Annotated in this window: 20 protein-coding genes; 12 read left to right on the top strand and 8 right to left on the bottom strand. The window is 67.6% G+C overall.

The genetic code is table 11. The features are described from left to right. Window positions 1-10 precede the first annotated feature (10 nt). Entirely contained in the window at window positions 11-502 is a 492-nt protein-coding gene (locus tag Q8S30_RS04570; protein WP_305664856.1) for a VOC family protein, read from the top strand. A gap of 35 nt (window positions 503-537) precedes the next feature. On the opposite strand, the gene Q8S30_RS04565 is transcribed toward Q8S30_RS04570, so the two are convergent. Genes Q8S30_RS04565 through Q8S30_RS04550 form a run of 4 tightly spaced genes read right to left on the bottom strand, consistent with a single transcriptional unit; the run spans window position 538 to window position 3,999 of the window. Beyond that, window positions 538-1,602 carry a 4-oxalomesaconate tautomerase gene (locus Q8S30_RS04565; RefSeq protein ID WP_305664855.1) on the bottom strand — a complete coding sequence of 355 codons (1,065 nt, stop codon included), beginning with the start codon at window positions 1,600-1,602 and terminating at the stop codon, window positions 538-540. Further along, window positions 1,595-2,266 carry a 4-carboxy-4-hydroxy-2-oxoadipate aldolase/oxaloacetate decarboxylase gene (locus Q8S30_RS04560; RefSeq protein WP_305664854.1) on the bottom strand — a complete coding sequence of 224 codons (672 nt, stop codon included), beginning with the start codon at window positions 2,264-2,266 and terminating at the stop codon, window positions 1,595-1,597. Before Q8S30_RS04560 ends, Q8S30_RS04565 begins: the two co-directional genes overlap by 8 nt. Before the next feature lie 3 nt (window positions 2,267-2,269). Beyond that, entirely contained in the window at window positions 2,270-3,238 is a 969-nt protein-coding gene (locus Q8S30_RS04555) for a VOC family protein (RefSeq protein WP_305664853.1), read from the bottom strand. Between the two features lie 26 nt (window positions 3,239-3,264). Next, the gene (locus Q8S30_RS04550) at window positions 3,265-3,999 is read right to left on the bottom strand and encodes a PIG-L deacetylase family protein (protein ID WP_305664852.1); all 735 of its coding nucleotides are present in this window, start codon (window positions 3,997-3,999) and stop codon (window positions 3,265-3,267) included. Window positions 4,000-4,100: 101 nt separating this feature from the next. On the opposite strand from Q8S30_RS04550, the gene Q8S30_RS04545 reads away from it, so the two are divergent. The 5 genes from Q8S30_RS04545 (at window position 4,101) to Q8S30_RS04525 (ending at window position 9,264) form a co-directional block, all read left to right on the top strand. After that, window positions 4,101-5,036 carry an NAD(P)-dependent oxidoreductase gene (locus tag Q8S30_RS04545; RefSeq protein ID WP_305664851.1) on the top strand — a complete coding sequence of 312 codons (936 nt, stop codon included), beginning with the start codon at window positions 4,101-4,103 and terminating at the stop codon, window positions 5,034-5,036. Then, window positions 5,033-6,235 carry a LysR family transcriptional regulator gene (locus Q8S30_RS04540; RefSeq protein ID WP_305664850.1) on the top strand — a complete coding sequence of 401 codons (1,203 nt, stop codon included), beginning with the start codon at window positions 5,033-5,035 and terminating at the stop codon, window positions 6,233-6,235. Before Q8S30_RS04545 ends, Q8S30_RS04540 begins: the two co-directional genes overlap by 4 nt. A 184-nt stretch (window positions 6,236-6,419) precedes the next feature. Beyond that, window positions 6,420-6,917 carry a TRAP transporter small permease gene (locus Q8S30_RS04535; protein ID WP_305664849.1) on the top strand — a complete coding sequence of 166 codons (498 nt, stop codon included), beginning with the start codon at window positions 6,420-6,422 and terminating at the stop codon, window positions 6,915-6,917. Next, complete coding sequence (locus tag Q8S30_RS04530) at window positions 6,917-8,221, top strand: TRAP transporter large permease (RefSeq protein ID WP_305664848.1); 1,305 nt, start codon at window positions 6,917-6,919, stop codon at window positions 8,219-8,221. The genes Q8S30_RS04535 and Q8S30_RS04530 overlap by 1 nt, the downstream gene beginning before the upstream one ends. 53 nt (window positions 8,222-8,274) lie before the next feature. Continuing rightward, entirely contained in the window at window positions 8,275-9,264 is a 990-nt protein-coding gene (locus Q8S30_RS04525; RefSeq protein WP_305664847.1) for a TRAP transporter substrate-binding protein, read from the top strand. A 355-nt stretch (window positions 9,265-9,619) separates the two neighbouring features. Here Q8S30_RS04525 and Q8S30_RS04520 read toward each other — a convergent pair whose 3' ends face one another. Beyond that, the gene (locus tag Q8S30_RS04520; RefSeq protein ID WP_305664846.1) at window positions 9,620-10,060 is read right to left on the bottom strand and encodes a MarR family winged helix-turn-helix transcriptional regulator; all 441 of its coding nucleotides are present in this window, start codon (window positions 10,058-10,060) and stop codon (window positions 9,620-9,622) included. 128 nt (window positions 10,061-10,188) lie between these two features. Between Q8S30_RS04520 and Q8S30_RS04515 the strand changes: the two genes are divergently transcribed. Together Q8S30_RS04515 and Q8S30_RS04510 are read left to right on the top strand one after the other, a co-directional pair. After that, window positions 10,189-12,093, top strand: coding sequence for an FAD-binding monooxygenase (locus Q8S30_RS04515; RefSeq protein ID WP_305665661.1), 1,905 nt, complete (start codon window positions 10,189-10,191; stop codon window positions 12,091-12,093). Window positions 12,094-12,218: 125 nt separating this feature from the next. Next, a complete protein-coding gene (locus tag Q8S30_RS04510) occupies window positions 12,219-13,124 on the top strand; it encodes a LysR family transcriptional regulator (protein WP_305664845.1) in 906 nt (301 codons plus the stop codon). Between the two features lie 33 nt (window positions 13,125-13,157). Here Q8S30_RS04510 and Q8S30_RS04505 read toward each other — a convergent pair whose 3' ends face one another. From Q8S30_RS04505 to Q8S30_RS04495, 3 genes are read right to left on the bottom strand one after another with little or no spacing between them, the layout of a single operon-like run. Then, a complete protein-coding gene (locus Q8S30_RS04505) occupies window positions 13,158-13,991 on the bottom strand; it encodes a sugar phosphate isomerase/epimerase (protein WP_305664844.1) in 834 nt (277 codons plus the stop codon). Beyond that, window positions 13,988-15,673, bottom strand: a complete 1,686-nt coding sequence (locus Q8S30_RS04500) for an FAD-dependent oxidoreductase (protein WP_305664843.1) — start codon at window positions 15,671-15,673, stop codon at window positions 13,988-13,990. The genes Q8S30_RS04505 and Q8S30_RS04500 overlap by 4 nt, the downstream gene beginning before the upstream one ends. Further along, a complete protein-coding gene (locus Q8S30_RS04495; protein WP_305664842.1) occupies window positions 15,670-16,455 on the bottom strand; it encodes an IclR family transcriptional regulator in 786 nt (261 codons plus the stop codon). The genes Q8S30_RS04500 and Q8S30_RS04495 overlap by 4 nt, the downstream gene beginning before the upstream one ends. A 97-nt stretch (window positions 16,456-16,552) precedes the next feature. Here Q8S30_RS04495 and Q8S30_RS04490 point away from each other — a divergent pair, with 97 nt between their 5' ends. The 4 genes from Q8S30_RS04490 to Q8S30_RS04475 all read left to right on the top strand — a co-directional run bounded on the left by Q8S30_RS04490 (window position 16,553) and on the right by Q8S30_RS04475 (window position 20,725). Further along, window positions 16,553-17,482, top strand: a complete 930-nt coding sequence (locus Q8S30_RS04490) for a LysR family transcriptional regulator (RefSeq protein ID WP_305664841.1) — start codon at window positions 16,553-16,555, stop codon at window positions 17,480-17,482. Between the two features lie 116 nt (window positions 17,483-17,598). Then, window positions 17,599-18,591: a tripartite tricarboxylate transporter substrate binding protein gene (locus Q8S30_RS04485; RefSeq protein ID WP_305664840.1), complete on the top strand. Its 993-nt coding sequence runs from the start codon at window positions 17,599-17,601 to the stop codon at window positions 18,589-18,591. Between the two features lie 156 nt (window positions 18,592-18,747). Further along, the gene (locus tag Q8S30_RS04480) at window positions 18,748-19,227 is read left to right on the top strand and encodes a tripartite tricarboxylate transporter TctB family protein (RefSeq protein ID WP_305664839.1); all 480 of its coding nucleotides are present in this window, start codon (window positions 18,748-18,750) and stop codon (window positions 19,225-19,227) included. 1 nt (window position 19,228) lies between these two features. Continuing rightward, window positions 19,229-20,725, top strand: coding sequence for a tripartite tricarboxylate transporter permease (locus tag Q8S30_RS04475; protein ID WP_305664838.1), 1,497 nt, complete (start codon window positions 19,229-19,231; stop codon window positions 20,723-20,725).

Raw genomic sequence — 20,725 nt, 5'->3', positions numbered from 1 at the left:
GGAGGCGACCATGACACCCAAGGCCCTGATTTGCCTCTGGTTCGACGGCACCGCCGAAGAGGCCGCCCGCTTCTACGCGGCGACCTTCCCGGACAGTGCCGTGAGCGCCGTCCACCGGGCGCCGACCGACTACCCCAGCGGCAAGGCTGGCGATGTGCTGACGGTGGAGTTCACCGTCTGCGGCCTGCCCTGCCTTGGCCTCAACGGCGGGCCGATCTTTCCACAGACCGAGGCTTTCTCGTTCCAGATCGCCACCGACGATCAGGCAGAGACGGACCGCTACTGGACCGCCATCACCGGCAATGGCGGACAGGAAAGCGCCTGCGGCTGGTGCAAGGACCGCTGGGGGATGAATTGGCAGATCACGCCGCGGGTGCTGACCGACGCGATGGCGGCCGGCGGCGAGACTGCACAGCGCGCGTTCACTGCGATGATGGACATGCGCAAGATAGACGTGGCGGCCATCGAGGCGGCGGTGCGCGGCGCGGGCCCGGCAGGCTGACACGCCCCGCAGCAGCGGTGCCGGCTGGTAGCGGATCACGGGGCCGGAAAAACCAGCCCGTCCATCAGCTTGCGCGCCGTTCTTAACGTGCCTGCGCCGATCACGGCGCCGCTTGCGTCCTGTTCGATCAAAACCTCGGCCGCGCCGCTGGGATGCTCGATCAGGAACCGCCCATCCGCCGGGATCTGCGCCAGCGCGGCGGCGGGCGAGCCCTGCAGGGTGCAGGCGGTTGCCACGCTGACGGCGGCGAAGACGCCTATCGAGGCGTGGCAGCGATGCGGGATGAAGCTGCGGGTGCTGATCGCGCCGCCGCTCAAAGCGGCCGAGATCAGCGTCATCTTCGGCACGGATTTGTCGGCCACATCGCCAAGGTTCATCAGCGGCCCGGCCTGCAGGCGGATCGCCTCCAGCCGCGCCTTCAGCGGCGCGTCCCCGTCCAGCGCCTCGCGGCTTTCCTGCCCGGATATCCCGAGATCGGCAGCGCGCAGGATCACGCAGGGCATCCCGTTGTCGATCAGCGTGCAGTCCACGCCATCGATCACATCGACCGCGTTGCCGGTGGGCAGCAGGGCCCCGCACATCGAGCCGGCAATGTTCTGGAACATCAGCGGCACCGGCGCCGCGGTGCCCGGAACGCCGTCGATGGCAGCCTCCCCGGCATAGCTGACCCGCCCGCCGGGGGTGCGGACCTGCGCCACGGCCACCTCTGACGTGTTCAGCATGTGGATGCGCACCGGCGTCACCTCGCCCTGCGCGGCCACCAGCCCGCGCTCGATGGCGGCGGGGCCGACGCCGGCAAGGATATTGCCGCAGGCCTGCGCGTCCGACACCAGAGGCCGGTCCACGAAGACCTGCAAGAACAGATAATCCACATCCGCATCGGGCCGCGACGATGGCGCCAGCACCGCAACCTTCGAGGTCAGCGGGTCCGCCCCGCCGATCCCGTCGATCTGGCGCGGATCGGGGCTGCCCATGATCCGCAGCAGCAGCGCATCGCGAGCGGAGGGATCGGCGGGCAGGTCAGCGGCAAGGAAATAGGCGCCCTTCGAGGTGCCCCCCCGCATCCAGAGGCAGGGGATACCGCCCTGCCCGTCAGACATATTTCAGGCCCTTGGCTTCCAGCTTGGCCCGCATGTCGTAGATGTCGAGCCCCAACTCACCCGCCGCCAGCCGAACGCGCTTGGCCTCCTCCGCGTCCATCCGCTTCTCGGCCGCCACCAGCACGGCGGCGGCATCGACAGAGCGCACGACGCAGACGCCATCGTCATCGGCGATCACGACATCGCCCGCCTCGATCAGTTGCCCGCCGCAGACGATGGGCACGTTGACTGACCCCAGCGTTTCCTTGACCGTGCCCTGCGCACTGATCGCGCGGGACCAGACCGGGAAGCCCATCGCCTTGAGGTCGGCCACGTCGCGCACGCCCGCATCGATCACCAACCCGCGGCAGCCCCGCGCCATCGCGCTGGTGGCCAGCAGATCGCCGAAATACCCGTTGTCGCAGGGCGAAGTCGGCGCCAGCACCAGAATGTCGCCGGGCTGCAGCTGCTCGATGGCGACATGCAGCATCCAGTTGTCGCCGGGCGGCGCGCTGATGGTGACGGCCGATCCGGCGATGCGCGCGCCGGTCTGGATGGGGCGCATGGCGCTGGCGAGGCAGCCGATGCGGCCCTGCGCCTCATGCACGGTGGCGGTGCCGGCGCGGGCCAGCCCGTCGATGACCTCAGCCGAGGCGCGCGGAATGTTCTGGATGACGACGGCCATGGATCAACCCCCTGCCTTTGCCGGCGGCGTGCCGTGTGTGTGAAAGCTCTCGATGGTCTTCAGGCCCCAGGCCTGGCCTTTCTTGCGGTCGGTCTCTGTCCAGATCACCGGCTGCCAGTCGGGCGCGAGGATCAGGCGGGCACCGGCATTGGCAAGCTCCACCCGGTTGCCCGCAGGCTCCCAGACATAGAGGAAGAACGTGCCCTGAATGGCATGCTTGTGCGGCCCCGTCTCGATATGGACGCCGTTTTGCAGGAAATGGTCGGCGGCGCGCAGGATGTCCTCGCGCTGGTCGGTGGCATAGGTGACATGGTGCAGCCGGGCCTTGCCACGGCCATGCTCCTCGGTGCAGGCCAGATCATAGGTCTTGTTGTTGACGGTGAACCAGCAGCCGCCGATGCGGCCATTGTCGAGCTGGATCAGTTCGGTCACGCGGCTGCCGAGACAGGTTTCCATGAAGCGGCGAAATTCCGTCACGTCATCCGACAGCAGGTTCACATGGTCGAGCCTGCGCGGGGCGGCGCCGGTGAAGGCGCTGGCGGTGTTCTTCAGCGCGGCGCGGTCGGCCTCCGCAGCGGGCTGATACCAGACCGTGTCATAATAGATCTCGAACACATGGCCGAACGGATCCTCAAAGCGGAAGGCGCGGCCGTGGCTCTGGTCGCCCTCGGTCCAGCCGTGGACCTTGTAGCCAGAGGCCTCGATGGCCGCCACGCGCCGGGCCAGCGCCGCCGGGCTGGAGGCGCGATAGGCGACATGGCCGACGCCGGTGGTGTCGGCGCGGGTCAGCTTCAGCGAGCAATGCTCGTAATCATCCCAGGCGCGCAGATAGGCGCTGCTCTCGTCCATCCCCGACAGTTTCAGCCCGTAGATGCGGGTGAAGAAATCAAGGCTTTCGTCGAACTTGTCGGTCAGCATCTCGACATGCGCCAGATGGGCGATGTCGAAGCAGGGTTCGGTCTGGTCGGTCATCACGTGGTCTCCTTGCGCGTGGCGCGTCAAAGCTCGTCAACCGTGCGCGGGAAGATCGACTGGAAGCCCTCGGCATATTTGCAATCGCGCCCGCTGGCCTGCCCGCCCGAGTTGCGCTTGAAATGGTTGGCGCGGTTGATCGCCACGCGGGTGTAGTATTCCCACAGATGCTCCTGCCCCTCCATGCATTCGATGGCGGCGCGCTTCTTGTCCCAGACCGGGGTGATGTCGAGGAAGGTGTCGGGCTTCCAGCCCATCTGCTCGGTCTGGTGCGGCTCGAAGAGGTAAAGCTGTGGCGCGCCCAGAACCTTTTCGCCGGGGTTGTGGCCCCAGGCCTGCGCGATCATCCGGCATTCCAGCGCGACCTGCGTCGCATACATGTGGTCGGTGTTGTAGGGGTCATACTGGCTGTGGCTGAGCATGAACGCCGGCTGCACCTTGCGGATCACATCGACAACGCGGTTCTTGTCGGCCCGGGTCAGTTCCAGCGGATAATCGCCAAGGTCGAGGCAGGTGAGGTCATGCACGCCAAGCGCCTCGGCGGCGCGTTCCGCCTCGGCGCGGCGGGCGTCCTTGACGCGGTCGAGCGTCATGCCCGGCTGCTTCCACAGCTTGGCGCTTTCGCCGCGCTCGCCAAAGGACAGGCACAGCACGGTGACGCGGTAGCCGAGCGAGGCGTGCAGGGCGATGGCGCCGCCGCAGCGCCATACGAAATCGGCGGCATGGGCCGAGATGACGAGGGCTGTCTTACCGGTGGACATGGGTCGGGTCTCCTTGATCGGGTTGGGCAGAACCTGTCACGGGGCGGGGGCGCGGGCCAATTCGAAAGCCCGTCGCGCAGCATAAATTCCGGCTATAGCAGATGGAAACGCGTGCGGAGCTGTGCCAGATTGCCTGTATCGGCACAGGGGGCGGCATCATGACGGATGGCATGGCACGGATCGCGATGATCGGCTTTGGCGAGGCGGCGATGGCCTTCGTGTCAGGCTGGCCCGAGGCGCGGCCCGACCGCTTGCGCGCCTATGACATCAAGACCGATGATCCTGCCCAGATCGCCGCGATGCAGGCACGTTATGCGCTGCTGCGGGTGACGGGCTGCGCGGCGATGGCCGGGGCACTGGCGGGGGCCGAGGCGGCGTTCTGCCTTGTGACCGCCGACCGGGCGCTGGAGGCGGCAACGACGGCTGCCGCGTCGATTGCGCCCGGCACGCTGTGGCTCGATTGCAATTCCTGCGCGCCGCAGACCAAGCAGGCCGCCGCGGCGGTGATCGGGGCGGCGGGCGGGCGCTATGTCGATGTGGCGGTGATGGCGCCGGTGCATCCCAAGCGGCATCTGGTGCCGCTGCTGGTCGCCGGCCCCGATGCCGAGGCCGGGGCGGCGTTGCTGCGCAGCCTGGGGATGCGGCCCGAGATCGCTGGAGGGGAGATTGGGCAGGCTTCGTCGATCAAGATGCTGCGGTCGGTGATGATCAAGGGGATGGAAGCGCTGACGGCGGAATGCCTGCTGGCCGCGCGCAAGGCGGGGGTGGAGGCGCAGGTAATAGCCTCGCTCCAGGCCTCGGACCCGGGCACAGACTGGCCGGCCAAGGCGGCCTATAACATGGAGCGGATGATGGTCCACGGCGCCCGCCGCGCCGCCGAGATGCGCGAGGTGGCGGCGACCGTTGCGGCGCTTGGGCTGGCGAATGGCATGAGCGACGCCACCGCCAACTGGCAGGACCGGGTGGCGGCGACCGGGGCCGATGCGGGGGCGGGTGATCTGGCGGGGCGGCTGGACCGCGTGCTGGCACGGCTGTGATCTCGCGCAACCTTCGCCATCTGCGGCTGTTCCTGGCGGTCAGTGACATGGGCTCGGTCACGCTGGCGGCGGGGCGCTACAACATCACCCAGCCCGCAGTGACGCAGGCGGTTGCCAAGATGGAGGTGGCAGCAGGGGGCGCCCTTTTCGACCGCACGCGGCAGGGGTTTTTTCCCACTGCCCGCGGAAAGATCCTGACCGGGCGCACCCGCCGCGCCTTTGCCACGCTGGACCCACCGCTGAACGAGTTGTCGCCGCGGCTGCGGCTGGTGACCAGCCATGCGCAGCTGACGGCGCTGATCCGCGTCTGCGAGACCGAGAATTTCAGCCTTGCCGCGCGGTCGCTGGGGCTTGCGCAGCCGACGGTGCACCGCGCCATTTCGCAGCTGGAGCAAGAAGCGGGGCGGGCGCTGTTCCAGCGCACCGCCTTTGGCCTTGTCGCCAGCCGCGCGGCGCGCGAGCTGGCGCAGGCGGCACGGCTGGCCTTCCGCGAGCTGGAGCAGGCAGAGGCGGAACTGGCCGAGGCAGAGGGGCGCGAGGTCGGCACCATCGTGATCGGCGCGCTGCCGATGGCGCGGTCGGTGCTGCTGCCGGGCGCGCTGGCGGCGTTCCGCAAGCTGCGCCCGACGCATCCGCTGCATGTGGCGGACGGGCGCTATGATGAGCTGCTGACCGGCCTCAGGCGCGGGGATATCGACCTGATCGTGGGCGCGCTGCGCGAGCCGCAGCCGATCCGCGACATCGTGCAGACCACGCTGTTTCAGGACAGCATGGCGATTCTGGCGCGCAACGATCACCCGCTGGCGGGCGCGGCGGACCTGACCCCGGCCCTTCTGGCGCAGCAGCAATGGGTGGTGCCGCGGCAAGGCACCCCGGCGCGGGCGCAGTTCGATGGCTTCTTCGCTGAGGCCGGGGTGGCCCCGCCGGTCAGCATCCTCGAGGCCGGATCTATCCTGCTGATGCGCGAAATGCTGACCCGCGGCGATTTCCTTGGCTGCATTTCCGACCTTCAGGCCGCGGCCGAGATCCGGCACGGGCTGATCTGCCGCCTGCCCGTTCCGGCGCACTGGGCGCTGCGGCCCATCGGGGTGACGACGCGCAACAGCTGGCAGCCAACGACGGCGCAGCAGCTGATGCTGGACCTGCTGCAGCAAGAGGCCGCGGGCCTGGACGAGGCCAGAGGCGGCGCGCCGCTATAGCCCAGACTTATACGAGACCCGGGCATTTGAATTGGCCCCGGAGGCTGGCTATCCGTTAATCTTGAGCAGGAGCGAGACGGACCCATTGCGCGGTCCGGAAGGGGAGGAACCAGATGAGCCTTGCATTCACTCATGGCCGGACCGGGCATTGCCCTGCGGCCCGCAGCAGCGCAGGATAAGCGCCATGCACAGGGTTGTGGCAAACGGCTCGCGCTGGATCGACCGGACGGTAAGCGCCCTCGTCGCCCTGGCAGGGCTGTGCCTGCTGGCGATTGTCGTCCTCGTCTCGTTCGGCGTGATCATGCGCTATGTGTTCGGCGCGCCTCTGCTGGGCGTGAATGAGTTCGTGCAGCTGACGGCCGTCGCGCTGGTCATGGCCGCGATGCCCTATTGCACGGCGCGGGGCGACCATGTCGCGGTCGATGTGTTCGAGAAGGCGCTGGGGAAATGGGGCCGCTATACCGGCGACATCATCTCCTATCTGGTGGCCGGTTTCGTGCTGGCCATCCTCGCGCAGCGCGCCGCGCTCAAGGCGCTGGACGCGCTGGAATGGGGCGATGCCACCAACATGCTGCGAATGCCGATCTGGCCGTTCTACGGCATCCTTTCTGCCGGGGCCGGCCTGTGCGTGATCATCATGGCGCTCCAGCTTTTCCAGATCATATCGCGGGGCCCCCGGTAATGACTCCTTTCGCAACCGGCTTTGTGGGCATCGGCCTGCTGTTCGTTCTGCTGATGATCCGCACGCCCGTGGCCTTTGCCATGCTGGCGGTGGGCTTTGGCGGCTACTGGTTCCTGGAGGGGCTGCGCAGCGCGGGTGGCGTCCTGCTGACCGAAAGCTATTCGGCGGTGTCGAGCTACAGCCTGATCGTGGTGCCGATGTTCGTGCTGCTGGGCAATGTCTCCTCGGCCGCGGGGTTCAGCCGCGGGCTCTATGACGCGGCCTTTGCCTGGGTCGGGCGGTTCCGCGGCGGGCTGGCCACGGCCTCTGTCATGGGCTGCGCGGTGTTTGCGGCCGTCTCCGGCTCGTCCGTCGCCACGGCGGTCACGGTCGGCAAGGTCGCGCTGCCGGAAATGAAGCGCCTTGGCTATTCCGATGGCCTGTCCACCGGCGCCATCGCGGCGGGGGGCACGCTTGGCTTCCTGATCCCGCCCTCGACCGGCTTCGTGCTCTACGCGATCCTGACCGAGGAATCGATCGGCCGGCTGTTCATGGCGGGTGTCCTGCCGGGGCTGCTGCTGACGGCGCTGTTCATCGCGGCGATCTGGATCGTCACGCTGCTGGACCCCGAGGCCGGCCCGCGCGGCGCGCCGGTGCCTCTGGCCGAGCGGTTCCGGGCGCTGTCCGATGCCGGGCCGCTGCTGCTGGTCATCATCGCCTCCATCGGCGGGATCTATATCGGCGTCTTCACCCCGGTAGAGGCCTCGGCCGTGGGCGCGGCGCTGGTGATCTTGCTGGCGCTGGCGCGGCGCAGGCTGACCTGGGCGGGGTTCAAGGACGCGGTGGTCAGCACGCTTGGCACGACCGCGATGCTGTACACCATCGTGATCGGGGCGAATGTGCTGAACCCGTTCCTGGCGATCACCCGCATTCCCGCCGCCATCGGCGATGGGCTCGGTGCGCTTGGCCTTGGCGCCTATGGCACGCTGTTCGTGATCATCCTCGCCTATATCCTGCTGGGGATGTTCATGGACGGGCTGTCGATGCTGGTCATCACCGTGCCCATCGTGTTCCCGGTCATCACCGCGCTTGGGTTCGACCCGATCTGGTTCGGCGTCATCGCGGTAATCGTGATCGAGATGGGGATGATCACGCCGCCTGTGGGGCTGAATGTCTTCGTGGTCAGGTCGGTCGCGGGGGATGTGCCGCTGACCACCATCTTCCGCGGGGTGTTCCCGTTCCTGATCGCCATGATCATCGGGTTGCTGCTGATCATCGCCTTTCCGGGCATCGCGCTGCTGTTGCCCAATACCATGTTCGGCTGACCCTTCTGGGGTCGCCTGCTACCACGCCCAACCAATCCGAGGGAGGAAACCGGATGCTGATGAAGACCCTGACGGCGGCCCTGCTGGCCGCGACCGCGCTGGCGCCGCTTGCCGCGAATGCCAAAGACCTGAAGCTGGCGGATTTCCAGCCGCCGACCCATTTCGTGCTGGAAGAGGCCTACAAGCCCTTCGCCGACACCATCGCCGAGAAAACCGGCGGCGAGGTGACGGTGACCGTCTATATGGGCGGCGAGCTCGGGCCGGGCCCGGCCGAGCAATACGGCCGCGTCGTGGAAAGCGTCACCGACATGGCCTTTGGCCTGCCGGGCTATACCGCGTCGAACTTCCCGCTGACGCTGCTGAGCGAACTGCCGGGCGTGATCGAGCCCGAGACGGGAACCGAGCGCTTTCAGGCTGCCTCGGACCTGCTGGCCGAGGAATACCGCCGCGTCGTGCTGCTGGGGCTGTGGAACAACGCCCCCAACCTTCTGATGACCGCCAGCAAGCCGGTGAACAGCCTGGCCGATGTGCAGGGGCTCAAGCTGCGGGTCCCCTCGCGCAATGCCGGGCTGGTGGTCAGCGCCTGGGGCGGCACGCCGGTGTCGATGCCAGCGTCGGAGATCTATAACGCACTGCAGACCGGCGTGATCGACGGCGCGATGATCGACGCGACCGCGCTTGGGGCGTTCAAGCTCGACGAGGTGACCAACCACATCACCATCGGCATGGACACGACGATTTCCAACTTCTTCGTCATCATGAACCGCGACAGCTTTGACGGGTTGAGCGGGGAGCAGCAGCAGATCGTGCAAGAGGCCGGCCAGCAGTTGGCGCTGGATGGCAATGCCGCCTGGATGTCGCGGGCGGAGTCGAGCGTTGCCCGCTTTGCCGGGATGCCGGGCAAGGAGGTCATCACCCTGACGCCCGAGGCGGCGGCAGAGTTCAATGCCGCCAGCGCGCCGGTGGTCGATCAGGTCGTGGCCGAAGTCGATGGCCAGGGGCTGCCCGGCAGCGCCTATGTCGCGGCGCTGAAGGGCGAGTAACCTCCCCTGCCCCGCAATTGGTCCCGTCCGGCTCTGCCGGGCGGGATTTTTGGTGTCCCGGGGGATCTTGGACGCCAGCCAGTCCACCCCGCTATATAGGCTTGGCGCCCCGGCGCGATCAGGCGGCTTGCCAGTGGCAAGCCGACCGTGCCGGTTGCCCGGAGGCGCAAGCCGCAGGGCAAGGGGGGTGCCGCCTGGACTTACAGTGCCAAATTCTGATGAGACCGCCCAGGTGGGCACGAATGTGCCCGCCCCCGGAGGGCGGGCACATCAGAATTTCGTCGACGGCCGAAATTCTGCGCCGCGCCCTTATCCGCCAATGCCCCGCTTGACGTTCAAAGCGGAGCCTCTGCTCCTAGCCCCCCCGCCCCCCCTGCGCCTTCTCCGCCAGAGCGACAAACTGGCGGTACTCGTCCTCATCCAGCCCCGGCAGGATATCGCGCTGCAACCCCGCCACCACCGGCATCAGCGCCGCAACCATGGCCTGCCCCTCCTCGCTCAGCGTCAGCTCGCGCGCGCGCTTGTCGCGCGCGCTGACGATGCGGGTCACCAGCCCCTTGCGCTCCAGCCGGTCCACCACGGCACCGATGGTAGCGCGGTCCTTGGCGATCTGGTCGGCGAGCCCGGCCTGATCGATGCCGGGATGGCGGCCGATGGCATCGAGCGCCGCGAATTGCACCGGCGTCAGGTCATGCCCCGCCTCTGCCATCCGCTGCGCGAAAAGCTGGGTCGAGATCTGGTGCAGCCGGCGGATCAGGTGCCCCGGCATCGCGCGGCTGGAAATCGGTTTGGTCATCGCGTCCTCTGATCTCTGCGCGTCCCGGTATAGCGTGGCGTTTGTAAGTGCACATACTTCTTATTTGACCCGAGCCGGCCGGGCAATTAATAAGTCGACTTAGTAATTGTCTCTGGGGAGGAATGACGATGCAATATCATGACAACGGGTTCCGCCCGGGCGATCCGGAACTGTTCGACGCCGCGCCGGGGCGCAGCGAGACCCAAGGCCCGCTGCCGGAGACGCTCGATGTGCTGATCGTCGGCTGCGGCCCCGCCGGGCTGACGCTGGCCGCGCAACTCGCCGCCTTCCCCGACATCACCACCCGCATCATCGAGCGCAAGCCGGGCCCCATCGAGAAGGGCCAGGCCGACGGGATCTCCTGCCGCTCGATGGAGATGTTCAACACCTTCGGCTTTGCCGAGAAGATCCTCAAGCAGGGCTACTGGGTCAACGAGACCACCTTCTGGAAACCCGACGCCAAGGCGCCCGGCCAGATCACCCGCAACGGCCGGATCAAGGATGTCGAGGACGGTCTGTCCGAGATGCCCCACATGATCCTCAACCAGGCGCGGGTGCATGACATGTATCTGGAGGTGATGCGCAAATCCCCCTCGCGGCTGGTGCCGGATTACGGGCTGGAGCTGGTGGATGTGACGGTGGATGACGGCGCCAGCGACTATCCCGTCACCGTGACCCTGCGCCCCGCCGAGGGCGAGGGCGCCGTGCAGACCCTGCGCGCCCGATATGTCGTGGGCTGCGACGGGGCGCGCAGTTCGGTGCGCCGCGCCATCGGCCGCGAACTGGTCGGCGACAGCGCCAATCAGGCCTGGGGCGTGATGGATGTGCTGGCCGTCACCGACTTTCCCGATATCCGCTGCAAGACGCTGATCCAGTCGGCGGCCGAGGGCAATATCATCATCATCCCGCGCGAGGGCGGCCATCTGGTGCGGCTCTATATCGAGATGGACAAGCTGAAGGATGGCGAGCGCGTGGCGGGCCGCAACCTGACCGTCGATCACCTGATCGGGGCGGCGCAGCGGATCCTGCGGCCCTATGCTTTCGACGTGAAGGAGGTCGCCTGGTGGTCGGTCTATGAAATCGGCCAGCGCCTGACCGACAAGTTCGACGATGTGCCGGACGATCAGATGGCAACCCGCCAGCCCCGCGTCTTCATCGCCGGGGATGCCTGCCACACCCACAGCCCCAAGGCGGGGCAAGGCATGAACGTATCGATGGGCGATGCCTTCAACCTTGGCTGGAAGCTGGTGTCGGTGCTGCAGGGCCGCTCTGCCCCCGATCTTCTGCACAGCTACTCGGCCGAGCGCCGGGCCGTGGCGCAGGACCTGATCGACTTTGACCGGGAATGGTCGCGGATCATGAGCGAGCGCCCCGACACCGCCGAGGCGGCCGAAGGCGAGGCGCCGAAGTTCCAGCGATACTTCATCCAGCATGGCCGCTACACCGCCGGCATGTCGGTGACCTATGAGCCCTCGGCGCTGACCGGCACCGCCGATTGGCAGGCGCTGGCAACCGGCCTGCCCATCGGCAGCCGCTTCCACTCGGCACCGGTGGTCCGCCTTGCCGATGCCAAGCCGGTGGAGCTTGGCCATACGGTCAGCGCCGATGCGCGCTGGCGGCTGTTTGCCTTCTGCCCGGATGAGGACCCGATGGCGAACGACTCCGCCATCCGCCGGCTGTGCGATTTCCTCTATGCGGGTGCGGCCTCGCCGATTGCCCGCTTCACCCCGGCGGGCACCGATCCCGATGCGGTCATCGACCTGCGCGCCGTGTTCCAGCAGGGCACCCGCGCGCTGGAGCTGGAAAAGCTGCCCCCGGCGCTGCTGCCCGCGAAAGGCAAGCTGGGCCTGCGCGACTATGAGAAGATGTTCTGCGCCGAAGCGGGCCGCGACATCTTCGATCTGCGCGGCATCGACCGCAAGCAAGGCTGCCTCGTGATCGTGCGCCCCGACCAGTATGTGGCGCATGTGCTGCCGATGGACGCCCATGACGCGCTGGCGGCGTTCTTCGCGGGGTTCATGATCCCGGCATAAGGGCGCAAGCCGGTGCCCCTGCCCCTTGCCCGGGGCCGGGGCACTGTCCGATACAGACGGAATGCCCTTGATCCTCGGCCGATTTTGCACTTCCTCTTGGAATGCAATTCACAGGTAGGGGGCGCATGGACAACCGGGCCGGGGAAATGCAGGCCTTCCTGCGCGTTGTCGAGACCGGAAGCTTTTCCGAGGCTGCGCGGCAGATGCGGATGACACCCTCGACCCTGTCGAAGCTGATCGGGCGGATCGAGGCCAGGCTGGGGGCGCGGCTCTTGGAGCGTTCCACCCGCCGCCTGTCGCTGACCGCCGAGGGCTGGGTCTATTACGAGCGCAGCCAGCAGCTTCTGGCCGGGATCGAGGATCTGGAGCGCGAGCTGTCCAAGGGTGCGGCCAGCGTTGGCGGCACGCTGCGGGTCAGTGCCTCGGTGGGTTTTGGCATGGTCGCGGTGGAGCCGCTGCTGCCGGAGTTCTGGGCGGCCTATCCCAATGTCATCATCGATCTGTCGCTGTCCGATGAGATCGTTGACCTCTACCTTGACCGCACCGATGTGGCCTTTCGCGTTGGAACCCTCGCCAGTTCCAGCCTGACGGCGCTGAAGCTGGGGGTTGCGCCGCGCAAGATCGTCGCCTCGCCGGACTATCTGGCGCGGCGGGGCGTGCCGCAGACCGCCAGCGATCTGGCGCAGCACAGCTGCCTTGGCTTCAACTTCCGCCGATCCGCCCCGGTCTGGCCGCTGCAAGAGGGCGGCCGCACGGTGGACCGCGGCGTGGCGGGGCCGCTGCTGGCCAATAATGGCGAGACGGTGCGGCGGATGGCGCTGGCCGGGATTGGGCTGGCGCGGATGGGCGAGTTCCACATCCGGCAGGATCTGCGCACGGGCGCGCTGGTCGAGGTGCTGGCCGAGGCGGTGGCGGGCGATACCGAGGATATCCATGCCCTCTTTTTCGGCGGCGAGCGGCTGCCGCACCGGGTGCGGGTGTTCCTCGATTTCATGGCACCGCGGCTGCGGGCGTTTCTGGTGGGGCCGTAAGCGGGGCGGTCTGCCCTGGCGATGCCGGCAGCGTCACATCCGGCCGACGGACCTCAGCAACCGCCGCGCCGCATCCAGCACCCGAGCGGCAACCTCGGCGCTGCCCCGCTCTGCCTGAAGCGCGGTCATCGGCACCTCCAGCGCCACCGGCAGTCCTTGTGGCAGGCGGCCAAGGATGGCGGCCAGATCGATCTGCCCCTCGCCGGGCGGCAGGCGCTCGGCACGGCCGGCGTGCAGCAGATCTTCGGTGGAATAGGGCGGATGCACGGCGGCATCGCAAAGGTGCAGGAACGGCAGCCGCGAGGGCGGCAGGCACTCCAGATCCGCGAGCGAACTGCCGGAGCGGTCGAAATGCAGGGTGTCCACCAGAATGCCGATCTCCTCCATCCCCGTCCGCTCCACCACCGCCCGCGCGGTGGCGAGGTTCGGCACCGAGGTCCAGGGGAAGAACTCCAGCACGCAGGTCAGGCCATAGGGGCGGGCGAGGGTCTGGAAGGCTGCAAGGTTGGCCGCCAGCCGGGCGTGGTCCTCGTCATAGGGCGCGCAGATGACGTGGCATGCGCCGAGGGCGGCGCCAGCGGCCAGAAAGGCGGTGAACGCCTCGGGGCGGAAGTCGGGCGTCAGGCGGATGAACTCGATGTCATTGACGGTGAGGCCGGTTTCCGTGAGCGCCGCCTGCGTTTCCAGCAGGGCGGCGGGGTCTTCGTGCAGCGGATAGCCGGGGCTGGTATCTGTAACGCGGATCAGCCGCAGCCCGACCCGGTCATATCCCAGCCGGGCGGCAAGGCGGATCATCTGCGGCGGCGGCAGGTCGATCACCGTCAGATGCGCCAAAGAAATCGGGGGAACGGGCGAGATCTGGGTCATGTTGCCTCCTCCAACGCGCCTGCGGCATGCAGCGCGGCGATATGGCCAAAGGTCAGGGCCGGGCCAAGGTTGATGCCGCCCGCCGGATAGAAGCCGCCCATCACCGAGGCCATGTCAGTGCCCGCCGCATAGAGGCCGGGGATCGGGGCGCCGCCCCGCAGCACCCGGGCGGCGGCGTCGGTTTCCAGCCCGGCAAAGGTGCCGAAGCTGCCGGGCGTGACCCTGACGGCCAGATAGGGCGGGCGGTCGATCGGCGCGATGCAGGGATTGGGGCCGTGCGACGCATCGCCCTGCAGGCGCATGTAGGGCGTGGTGCCGCGGTGGAAGGCGGGATCCTCACCCCCTGCGGCGTGGCGGTTCCAGTCGTCCAGCGTGGCGCGCAGGCCTGCGGGGTCGATGCCGCAGGCCGCCGCCAGAGCCTCGGGCGTGGCACCGGATTTCAGATAGCCGCGCCGCAGCCATGGCCGCAGCGGCAGCGGAAACGGACGCGAGATGCCAAGGCCATAGCGGCGCTGGAAGCCGCGGGTGGCGATCAGCCAGGCTTCGGGCGGCTGGCCGGGCGGGGTGCTGCGCAGCAGGGCCTCGACGAAGTCGTGATAGCCCAGACCTTCGTTGCAGAAGCGGCGGCCGTTCGGCAGCACGGCGATGAGGCCGGGCTTGCCCCGCTCGATGATATGCGGGAACGGCGCCTGCCGCCCGTCCGGCCAGCGCACATGCGAGACCGGGCACCACGCGCCGGGGCTGGCGGTCTCGCCTTGTCGTGCACCCACCGCCTCGGCCATGCGCAGCCCGTCGCCGGTGGCACTGGGCACGGCGAGGCTGAGGTGGGTACCGTTCTGCGGAAACTGCGCCGCGCGGCGGGCGGCGTCATGGGGGAAGCCACCCGAGGCAAGGACCACGCCGCGGGTGGCGTGGATGGTCACTTCGGCGCCATTTGCCCCCACAACGGCTCCGGTGACCAGGCCGCCTTCCGTCAGCAGCCGCAGGGCGGGGCTGTCGGTACGGAACTCCACCCCCAGATCGGCGGCGGAGCGGATCAGGCGCGCGACCAGGGCGCTGCCGTTGCGCAGCTGCATCGCGCGGCCGTGGCGGACGAGGTCCCACAGGTGGCGCGCCATCCGGGGGCTGACATAGGCGAAGGCCCGTGGCTGGCGGGTCATGGTCATGAAGGCGCGCAGGTCGGCCCCGGCCTGGATGGTCAGGCCCCAGAAGCTGGTCTCGCGCAGCGGCGGGCGCAGCAGGCGCATCAGCGGGCCAAGCGCGCGCCCGTCATAGGGCGCCGCGATGACCGAGCGGCCGCCGGTGCCCGCGCCGGGCAAGTGGCCATAAGTGTCGGGGATCTGGCTGCCGGGCTGGAACGTCAGGGCAGTGTGGGTTTCGAAGAACGCCACCATCCGCGGCGCATGGGTCAGGAAAGCGCGGACACGCGGCGGGTCGAAATGGTTGCCAAGGACGCCGCGCAGATAGGTCTCTGCCGCCTCGGCAGAGTCCACGGTTCCGGCGCGGGCGCAGACCGGATTGCCCGGCGCCCAGATCCAGCCGCCGGACCAGGCGCTGGTGCCGCCGAGCACCGCGTCCTTCTCGACCACGATCACCCGCAGCCCGTGATGCGCGGCGGTCACCGCCGCCGACAGGCCCGCCGCGCCGGAGCCGATGACCAGCAGGTCGCACTCGGCGTTCATAGCGCGCCCCGCAGCAGCCGTGATGCCGGGGCGATGGCGATGATCTCCACCGCCGCGGCGTTGAGCAGGGGCAGCAGCTCCGCCCGCCGCGGCGCAGTCAGGCGCACGGCGGGGCCGGCGATGGAGAGGCAGCCGGGCGAGGGCCCCTCGGCGGGCAGCGGCACGGCGATGGCGGCCATTCCGTCCAGAAAGCAGTCCACCGCCTCGGCATGGCCCGAAGCGCGGGTCCGGGCCAGCACCTGAAGCACCCCGTCCATGTCCAGCCGTGACCCCTGCGCGGCGCCCTCGGGCGGCGTCAGCCCCTGCGCCGCGATCAGCGCCAGCGCCCGGTCCTCCGGCAGCGTCGCCACCCAGGCGCGGCCACTGGCGCTGTAGGCCAGCGAGGCAGCGCTGCCCTGCTCGCGCGCAGGATCGTAGCGCAGGCCGGAGGTCGCCCCCTGCGCGACCGCCACCCAGACCAGTGCGGCACCATCAGCCAGCGACAGGCGCACCAGCTCTCCCGTGTCCGTCGCGAGGCGGTCGAGAACCGGCTGCGCCATGTCGGAAATCCCCGTCCGCCCCAACCATGACAGGCCAAGCGCTGCCAGCCGCATCGTCAGCGCATAGGGCCCCTGCGGGATCGGCTGGCAAACATAGCCAAGGCGCAGCAGGTCGTTCAGCAGCCGGTGGGTGGCCGAGGGCGGCAGCTCGAGCCGCGTCGCCACCGCCTGCAGGGACAGCCCCTCGGGGTGCAGCGACAGCAGCTCCAGCACGGCAAGGGTCCGGTCGATCGGGGCGGTCATGCCGGGCTCCTGCGTTTTGGAATATAATTCCAGTATGGGATTGGCAGCCGGTAATCAACCCCCTTTGCCGCCGCCAATCCTCTGCTACCATCCCGCCATGAAGGAACTGACGCTGAGACAGGTGGAGGTGGTGCGCGCGGTGCTGATCGCGGGCAGCATTCAGGGTGCGGCCGATCTGCTGAATGTTTCGGCCCCCGGGATCAGCCGACTGGTCAAGCATACCGAGGAAGGGCTCGGCATCCGCCTGTTCGACCGCAGGGCCGGGGTCTTCGTGCCCGCCCCCGAGGCGCGGGCAATCTTCGAGATGCTCAATCAGGTCTTCCACCAGATGGAGAACCTGAATGCCGCCGTGGGTGCCCTGCAGAAGGGCGAGGATGTGCGGCTGTCCTTCGCCTCTGCCCCCTCCATCGCGCAGTTCATCGCGGCGCGCGCGATCCGCGGCGTGCGCACCCGGTTTCCCGATCTGATGATCGACCTGAACATCCTGAAGATCGAGGAGACGGCGGATTACCTGCTGCTGGAGCGCGGCGAGGTGGTGTTCATGTCCTCGCCGGTCGAGAATTCGGCCATCGACTCCACGCCGCTGGTGGAGGGGCGCATCGTCGCCATCATGCCCGAGGGGCATGAGCTGGCGCTGCAGGACGATGTGTCGGTGCATGACCTGATGCGCTACCCCTTCGTCGGCGTCGATCCTGACGATCCCTACGGCGCGTTGCTGGCGCAGCCGTTCCGCGATGCCGGGCTGTCCCCCCGTCACTCGATGCGCGGGCGATTCGCGCAGACCACCGTCAGCCTTGTGCGGCATGGGCTGGGCGTTGCGGTGATCGACGAGTTCTCGGTGGCAGAGGTCTATATGCCGGGCCTGATCCGCCGGCCGCTGCGCGAAAAAGCCAGCATCACCGCCTGGTCGGTGCAGAAACGCGGGCGCCATCTGTCAAGTTTTGCTGAGTTTACCATCGCGAAATTCCGGCAGGAGCTGACGGCGGCAACGTCGCGGACGCGGTGGGATCCGCTGCCGCAAACTTAACATGAAGTTACGGAAGGGGAGAAATCGGTATTTGCCGTTAAACAGTAAACGCGCGATTATGCACTATCCGGCCTGAGAGGACAGGCCAGGTCGAAAATCACAGGGAGGAATGAACCATGTTGAAATCGGTTATCGGTGCGGTTGTCGCACTTGGCCTGGGGGCGCTGCCCGTTCTGGCCGACTACCCCGAGAAGGAAATCCAGGGCATCATCCAATGGGGCGCCGGCGGGTCCACCGACACGGTTGCCCGCGCGATCACGCCCCATGCCGAGGCGGCACTGGGCGGCAATATCGTCATGCAGAACGTCACCGGCGGCGTCGGCGCCATCGGCCTGAACCAGGTCGCCGATGCCGAGGCGGACGGCTACTCGATCCTGTTCGGCGCAGAGAACCCGCTGCTCTACAAAGTGATGAAGCTGGGCGACAAGGACTACTCGGACTTCGTTGCGATCAACGTCATCGCCCGCGGCGTGCCGATCCTGGTGGCCAATGTCGATGCGCCGTTCAACACCTTCCCCGAGATGGTGGCGTATGTGAACGCGAACCCCAAGGCGGTGAAGTTCGGCTCGACCGGCCCGGGCGGCCTGCCCTCGGTCGTGACCGCGATGATCAACTCGAAAACCCCGCTGGACGTGACCTTCGTGCCCTATGATGGCGACGGCCCGGCGCTGACCGCGCTGCAGGGCGGGGCCATCGACGTGATGCCCGCCGTTCTGGGTGCCGCCATCGAAGGCATCAAGGGCGGCACGATGAAGCCGCTTGCGCTGTTCGACATCGAAGCCTCGCCGCAGCTGCCCGACGTGCCGACCATCGTGTCGACCAACCCCGAGTTCGAGGAAATGCTGCCCTGGGGCCCGTTCTTCGGCGTCTTCGTCAAGCAAGGCACGCCCGATGACGTGGTCGCCAAGCTGACGGCCGCCTATGCCGAGGCTGCCAAGAACCCCGATTTCGTGGCGCTGATCGACGGGCGCGGCTTCAAGATGCTGTCGCTGTCGGGCGCCGAGGCGGATGCATTTCTGACCGAATGGCAGTCCACCACCTCGTGGCTGATCCATGATGCCGGCCTGACCAAGGCCTCGCCCGAAGAGTTCGGCATCGTCAAACCCTGACCCTGACGGCCCATGACCTGACACCGCCCCCTATCCTCAGCACCGGGGGGCGGTGTTTTCATTCCGAGTGCCGGGAGAAGAGCCCCGGACAGCATACCTGACCCAAGGGAGGGGAAAGCAATGCAGACGACACAACCAAGACGCCCGGGCGAGCTGGTGTTTACCATTCTCATGGCTCTGGGCAGCCTGTTCCTGCTGTGGTCCGCCTATGGCATCTCGGGGTTCGAGGCGCTGTCCGCGCCCGGCGCAATTCCGATGGTGACAGCCGCGACGATGCTGATCTGCGCGCTGATGATCCTGCGCGACACGCTGCGCAGAAGCCCTGTCACCAGCGAAAAGCTGGAGCGGGACATTCTTCCCCTGCCCGTGGTCGTGACCATCGCCATGATCACCGCCTATGCGCTGCTGCTCAAGCCCCTGGGCTTCGTGCCGACCTCTTTCGTGTTTCTGGCAGTGATGATCCGCTATCTGGCCCGCTGCACTCTGCCCCGCGCGCTGCTGCTGTCGGTGGTGATCGTCGCGGTCATCTATCTGGTCTTCCGCCTTGTGTTCACCGTGCTGATGCCGGCGGGGATCGTCCCCGAGGCCGAGATCATCGCATGGGTCAAGGCCCTGTTCGCCGGAAAGGGGAACTAAGATGGACGTTCTTCAAAGCCTGTTGATCCCGATCCTGAACCCCGAGCTTCTGGGCCTGATCGCGCTTGGCACCTTTGCCGGCATCTATGTCGGCGCGATCCCCGGCCTGTCGGTGACGATGGCGGTGTCGATCCTGATCTCCTTCACCTTCTCATGGGAGGTGTATCCGGCGCTGGCCCTGATGATCGGCATCTACATGGGCGGCGTCTATGGCGGCTCGCGCACCGCGATCTTGCTGAACATTCCGGGCGCCCCGGCGGCCATCGCCACAGCGCTTGACGGCTATCCGCTGGCGCAGAAGGGCCTTGCGGGCGAGGCCATCGGCATCGTCACCGTGGTGTCCTTCATCGGCGGCTTCATCGGCATCTTTGCCTTGGCGCTGTTCGCCCCGCTGCTGGCCGATTTCGCCATCCGCTTCCAGCCGCGCGACTATATGCTGTTGGCCGTGTTGGGCATTCTGCTGGTCGGCTCGCTGTCCGGTGACAGTCTGGTCAAGGGCATCTTCGCCGGTGCCCTTGGCATCGGGCTGGGATCTGTGGGCATGGACCCGCTGACCTATACCGAACGCTTCACCTTTGGCACCGATGCCCTGCGGTCGGGCGTGTCCTTCGTGGCGGTGATGATCGGGATGTTCGGCATCTCTGAAGGGTTGATGCAGCTGCACACCGTCAATACCGCGGCGGTGAAGCAGAAGATCGGCCGGATCATTCCCTCATGGCCCTTGGTGCGCAAGCATCTGCCGCTTGGCCTGCAAACCTCGAGCATCGGCACGGTGATCGGCGCGCTGCCGGGCACGGGCGGCGATATCGCGGCGCTGATCGCCTATGACCATGCCACCCGCGTGACGCGGAATCCCGAGGTGCCCTTTGGCAAGGGCGCCATCGAGGGGCTGGTCGCCCCCGAAACCGCCAATAACGCGGCCGTCGGCGGCGCCTTCATCCCGATGCTGACCCTTGGCATTCCGGGCGATGCGGTGACCGCCATCATGATCGGCGCGCTGTTCATCCACGGGCTGAACCCCGGCCCGATGCTGATGGTCGAGCAGCCGGACATGTTCTGGTTCATCGTCAGCGCGCTTGGCCTGGCCAACGTGTTCATGCTGATCTTCGGGCTCACGGGCATCAAGATCTTCGTCAAGATTGTGGAACTGCCGCGCGCCATGCTGCTGCCGGTGATCCTGCTGCTGTCCATCGTCGGTGCCTATGCGGTCAGCAACAGCCTTGCCGATGTCTACTGGATGCTGGGCTTCGGGGTGTTTGGCTACTTCCTCAAGCTCTATGGTTATCCCCTTGGCCCGGTGATCCTCGGCGTGATCCTGTCGCGGCTCCTGGACGACAACTGGCGCCGGGCGATCATTTCCGAACAGGAAAGCCTGTGGATGCTGCTGAAGGGTACGCTGGCCAGCCCGCTGTCGCTGGTGCTGTTCGCCACGGTGATCCTGATCTTCGTGTCCAAGACGCCGCTTTGGGGCATGATCTTCCGCAAGAAGGCGGGCTGA

The sequence above is a fragment of the Frigidibacter sp. genome (assembly GCF_030695035.1).
Classification (GTDB): domain Bacteria; phylum Pseudomonadota; class Alphaproteobacteria; order Rhodobacterales; family Rhodobacteraceae; genus Frigidibacter.
Note: the sequence above shows the minus strand (reverse complement) of the source record. Positions and strands in the feature narration are given on the sequence as shown.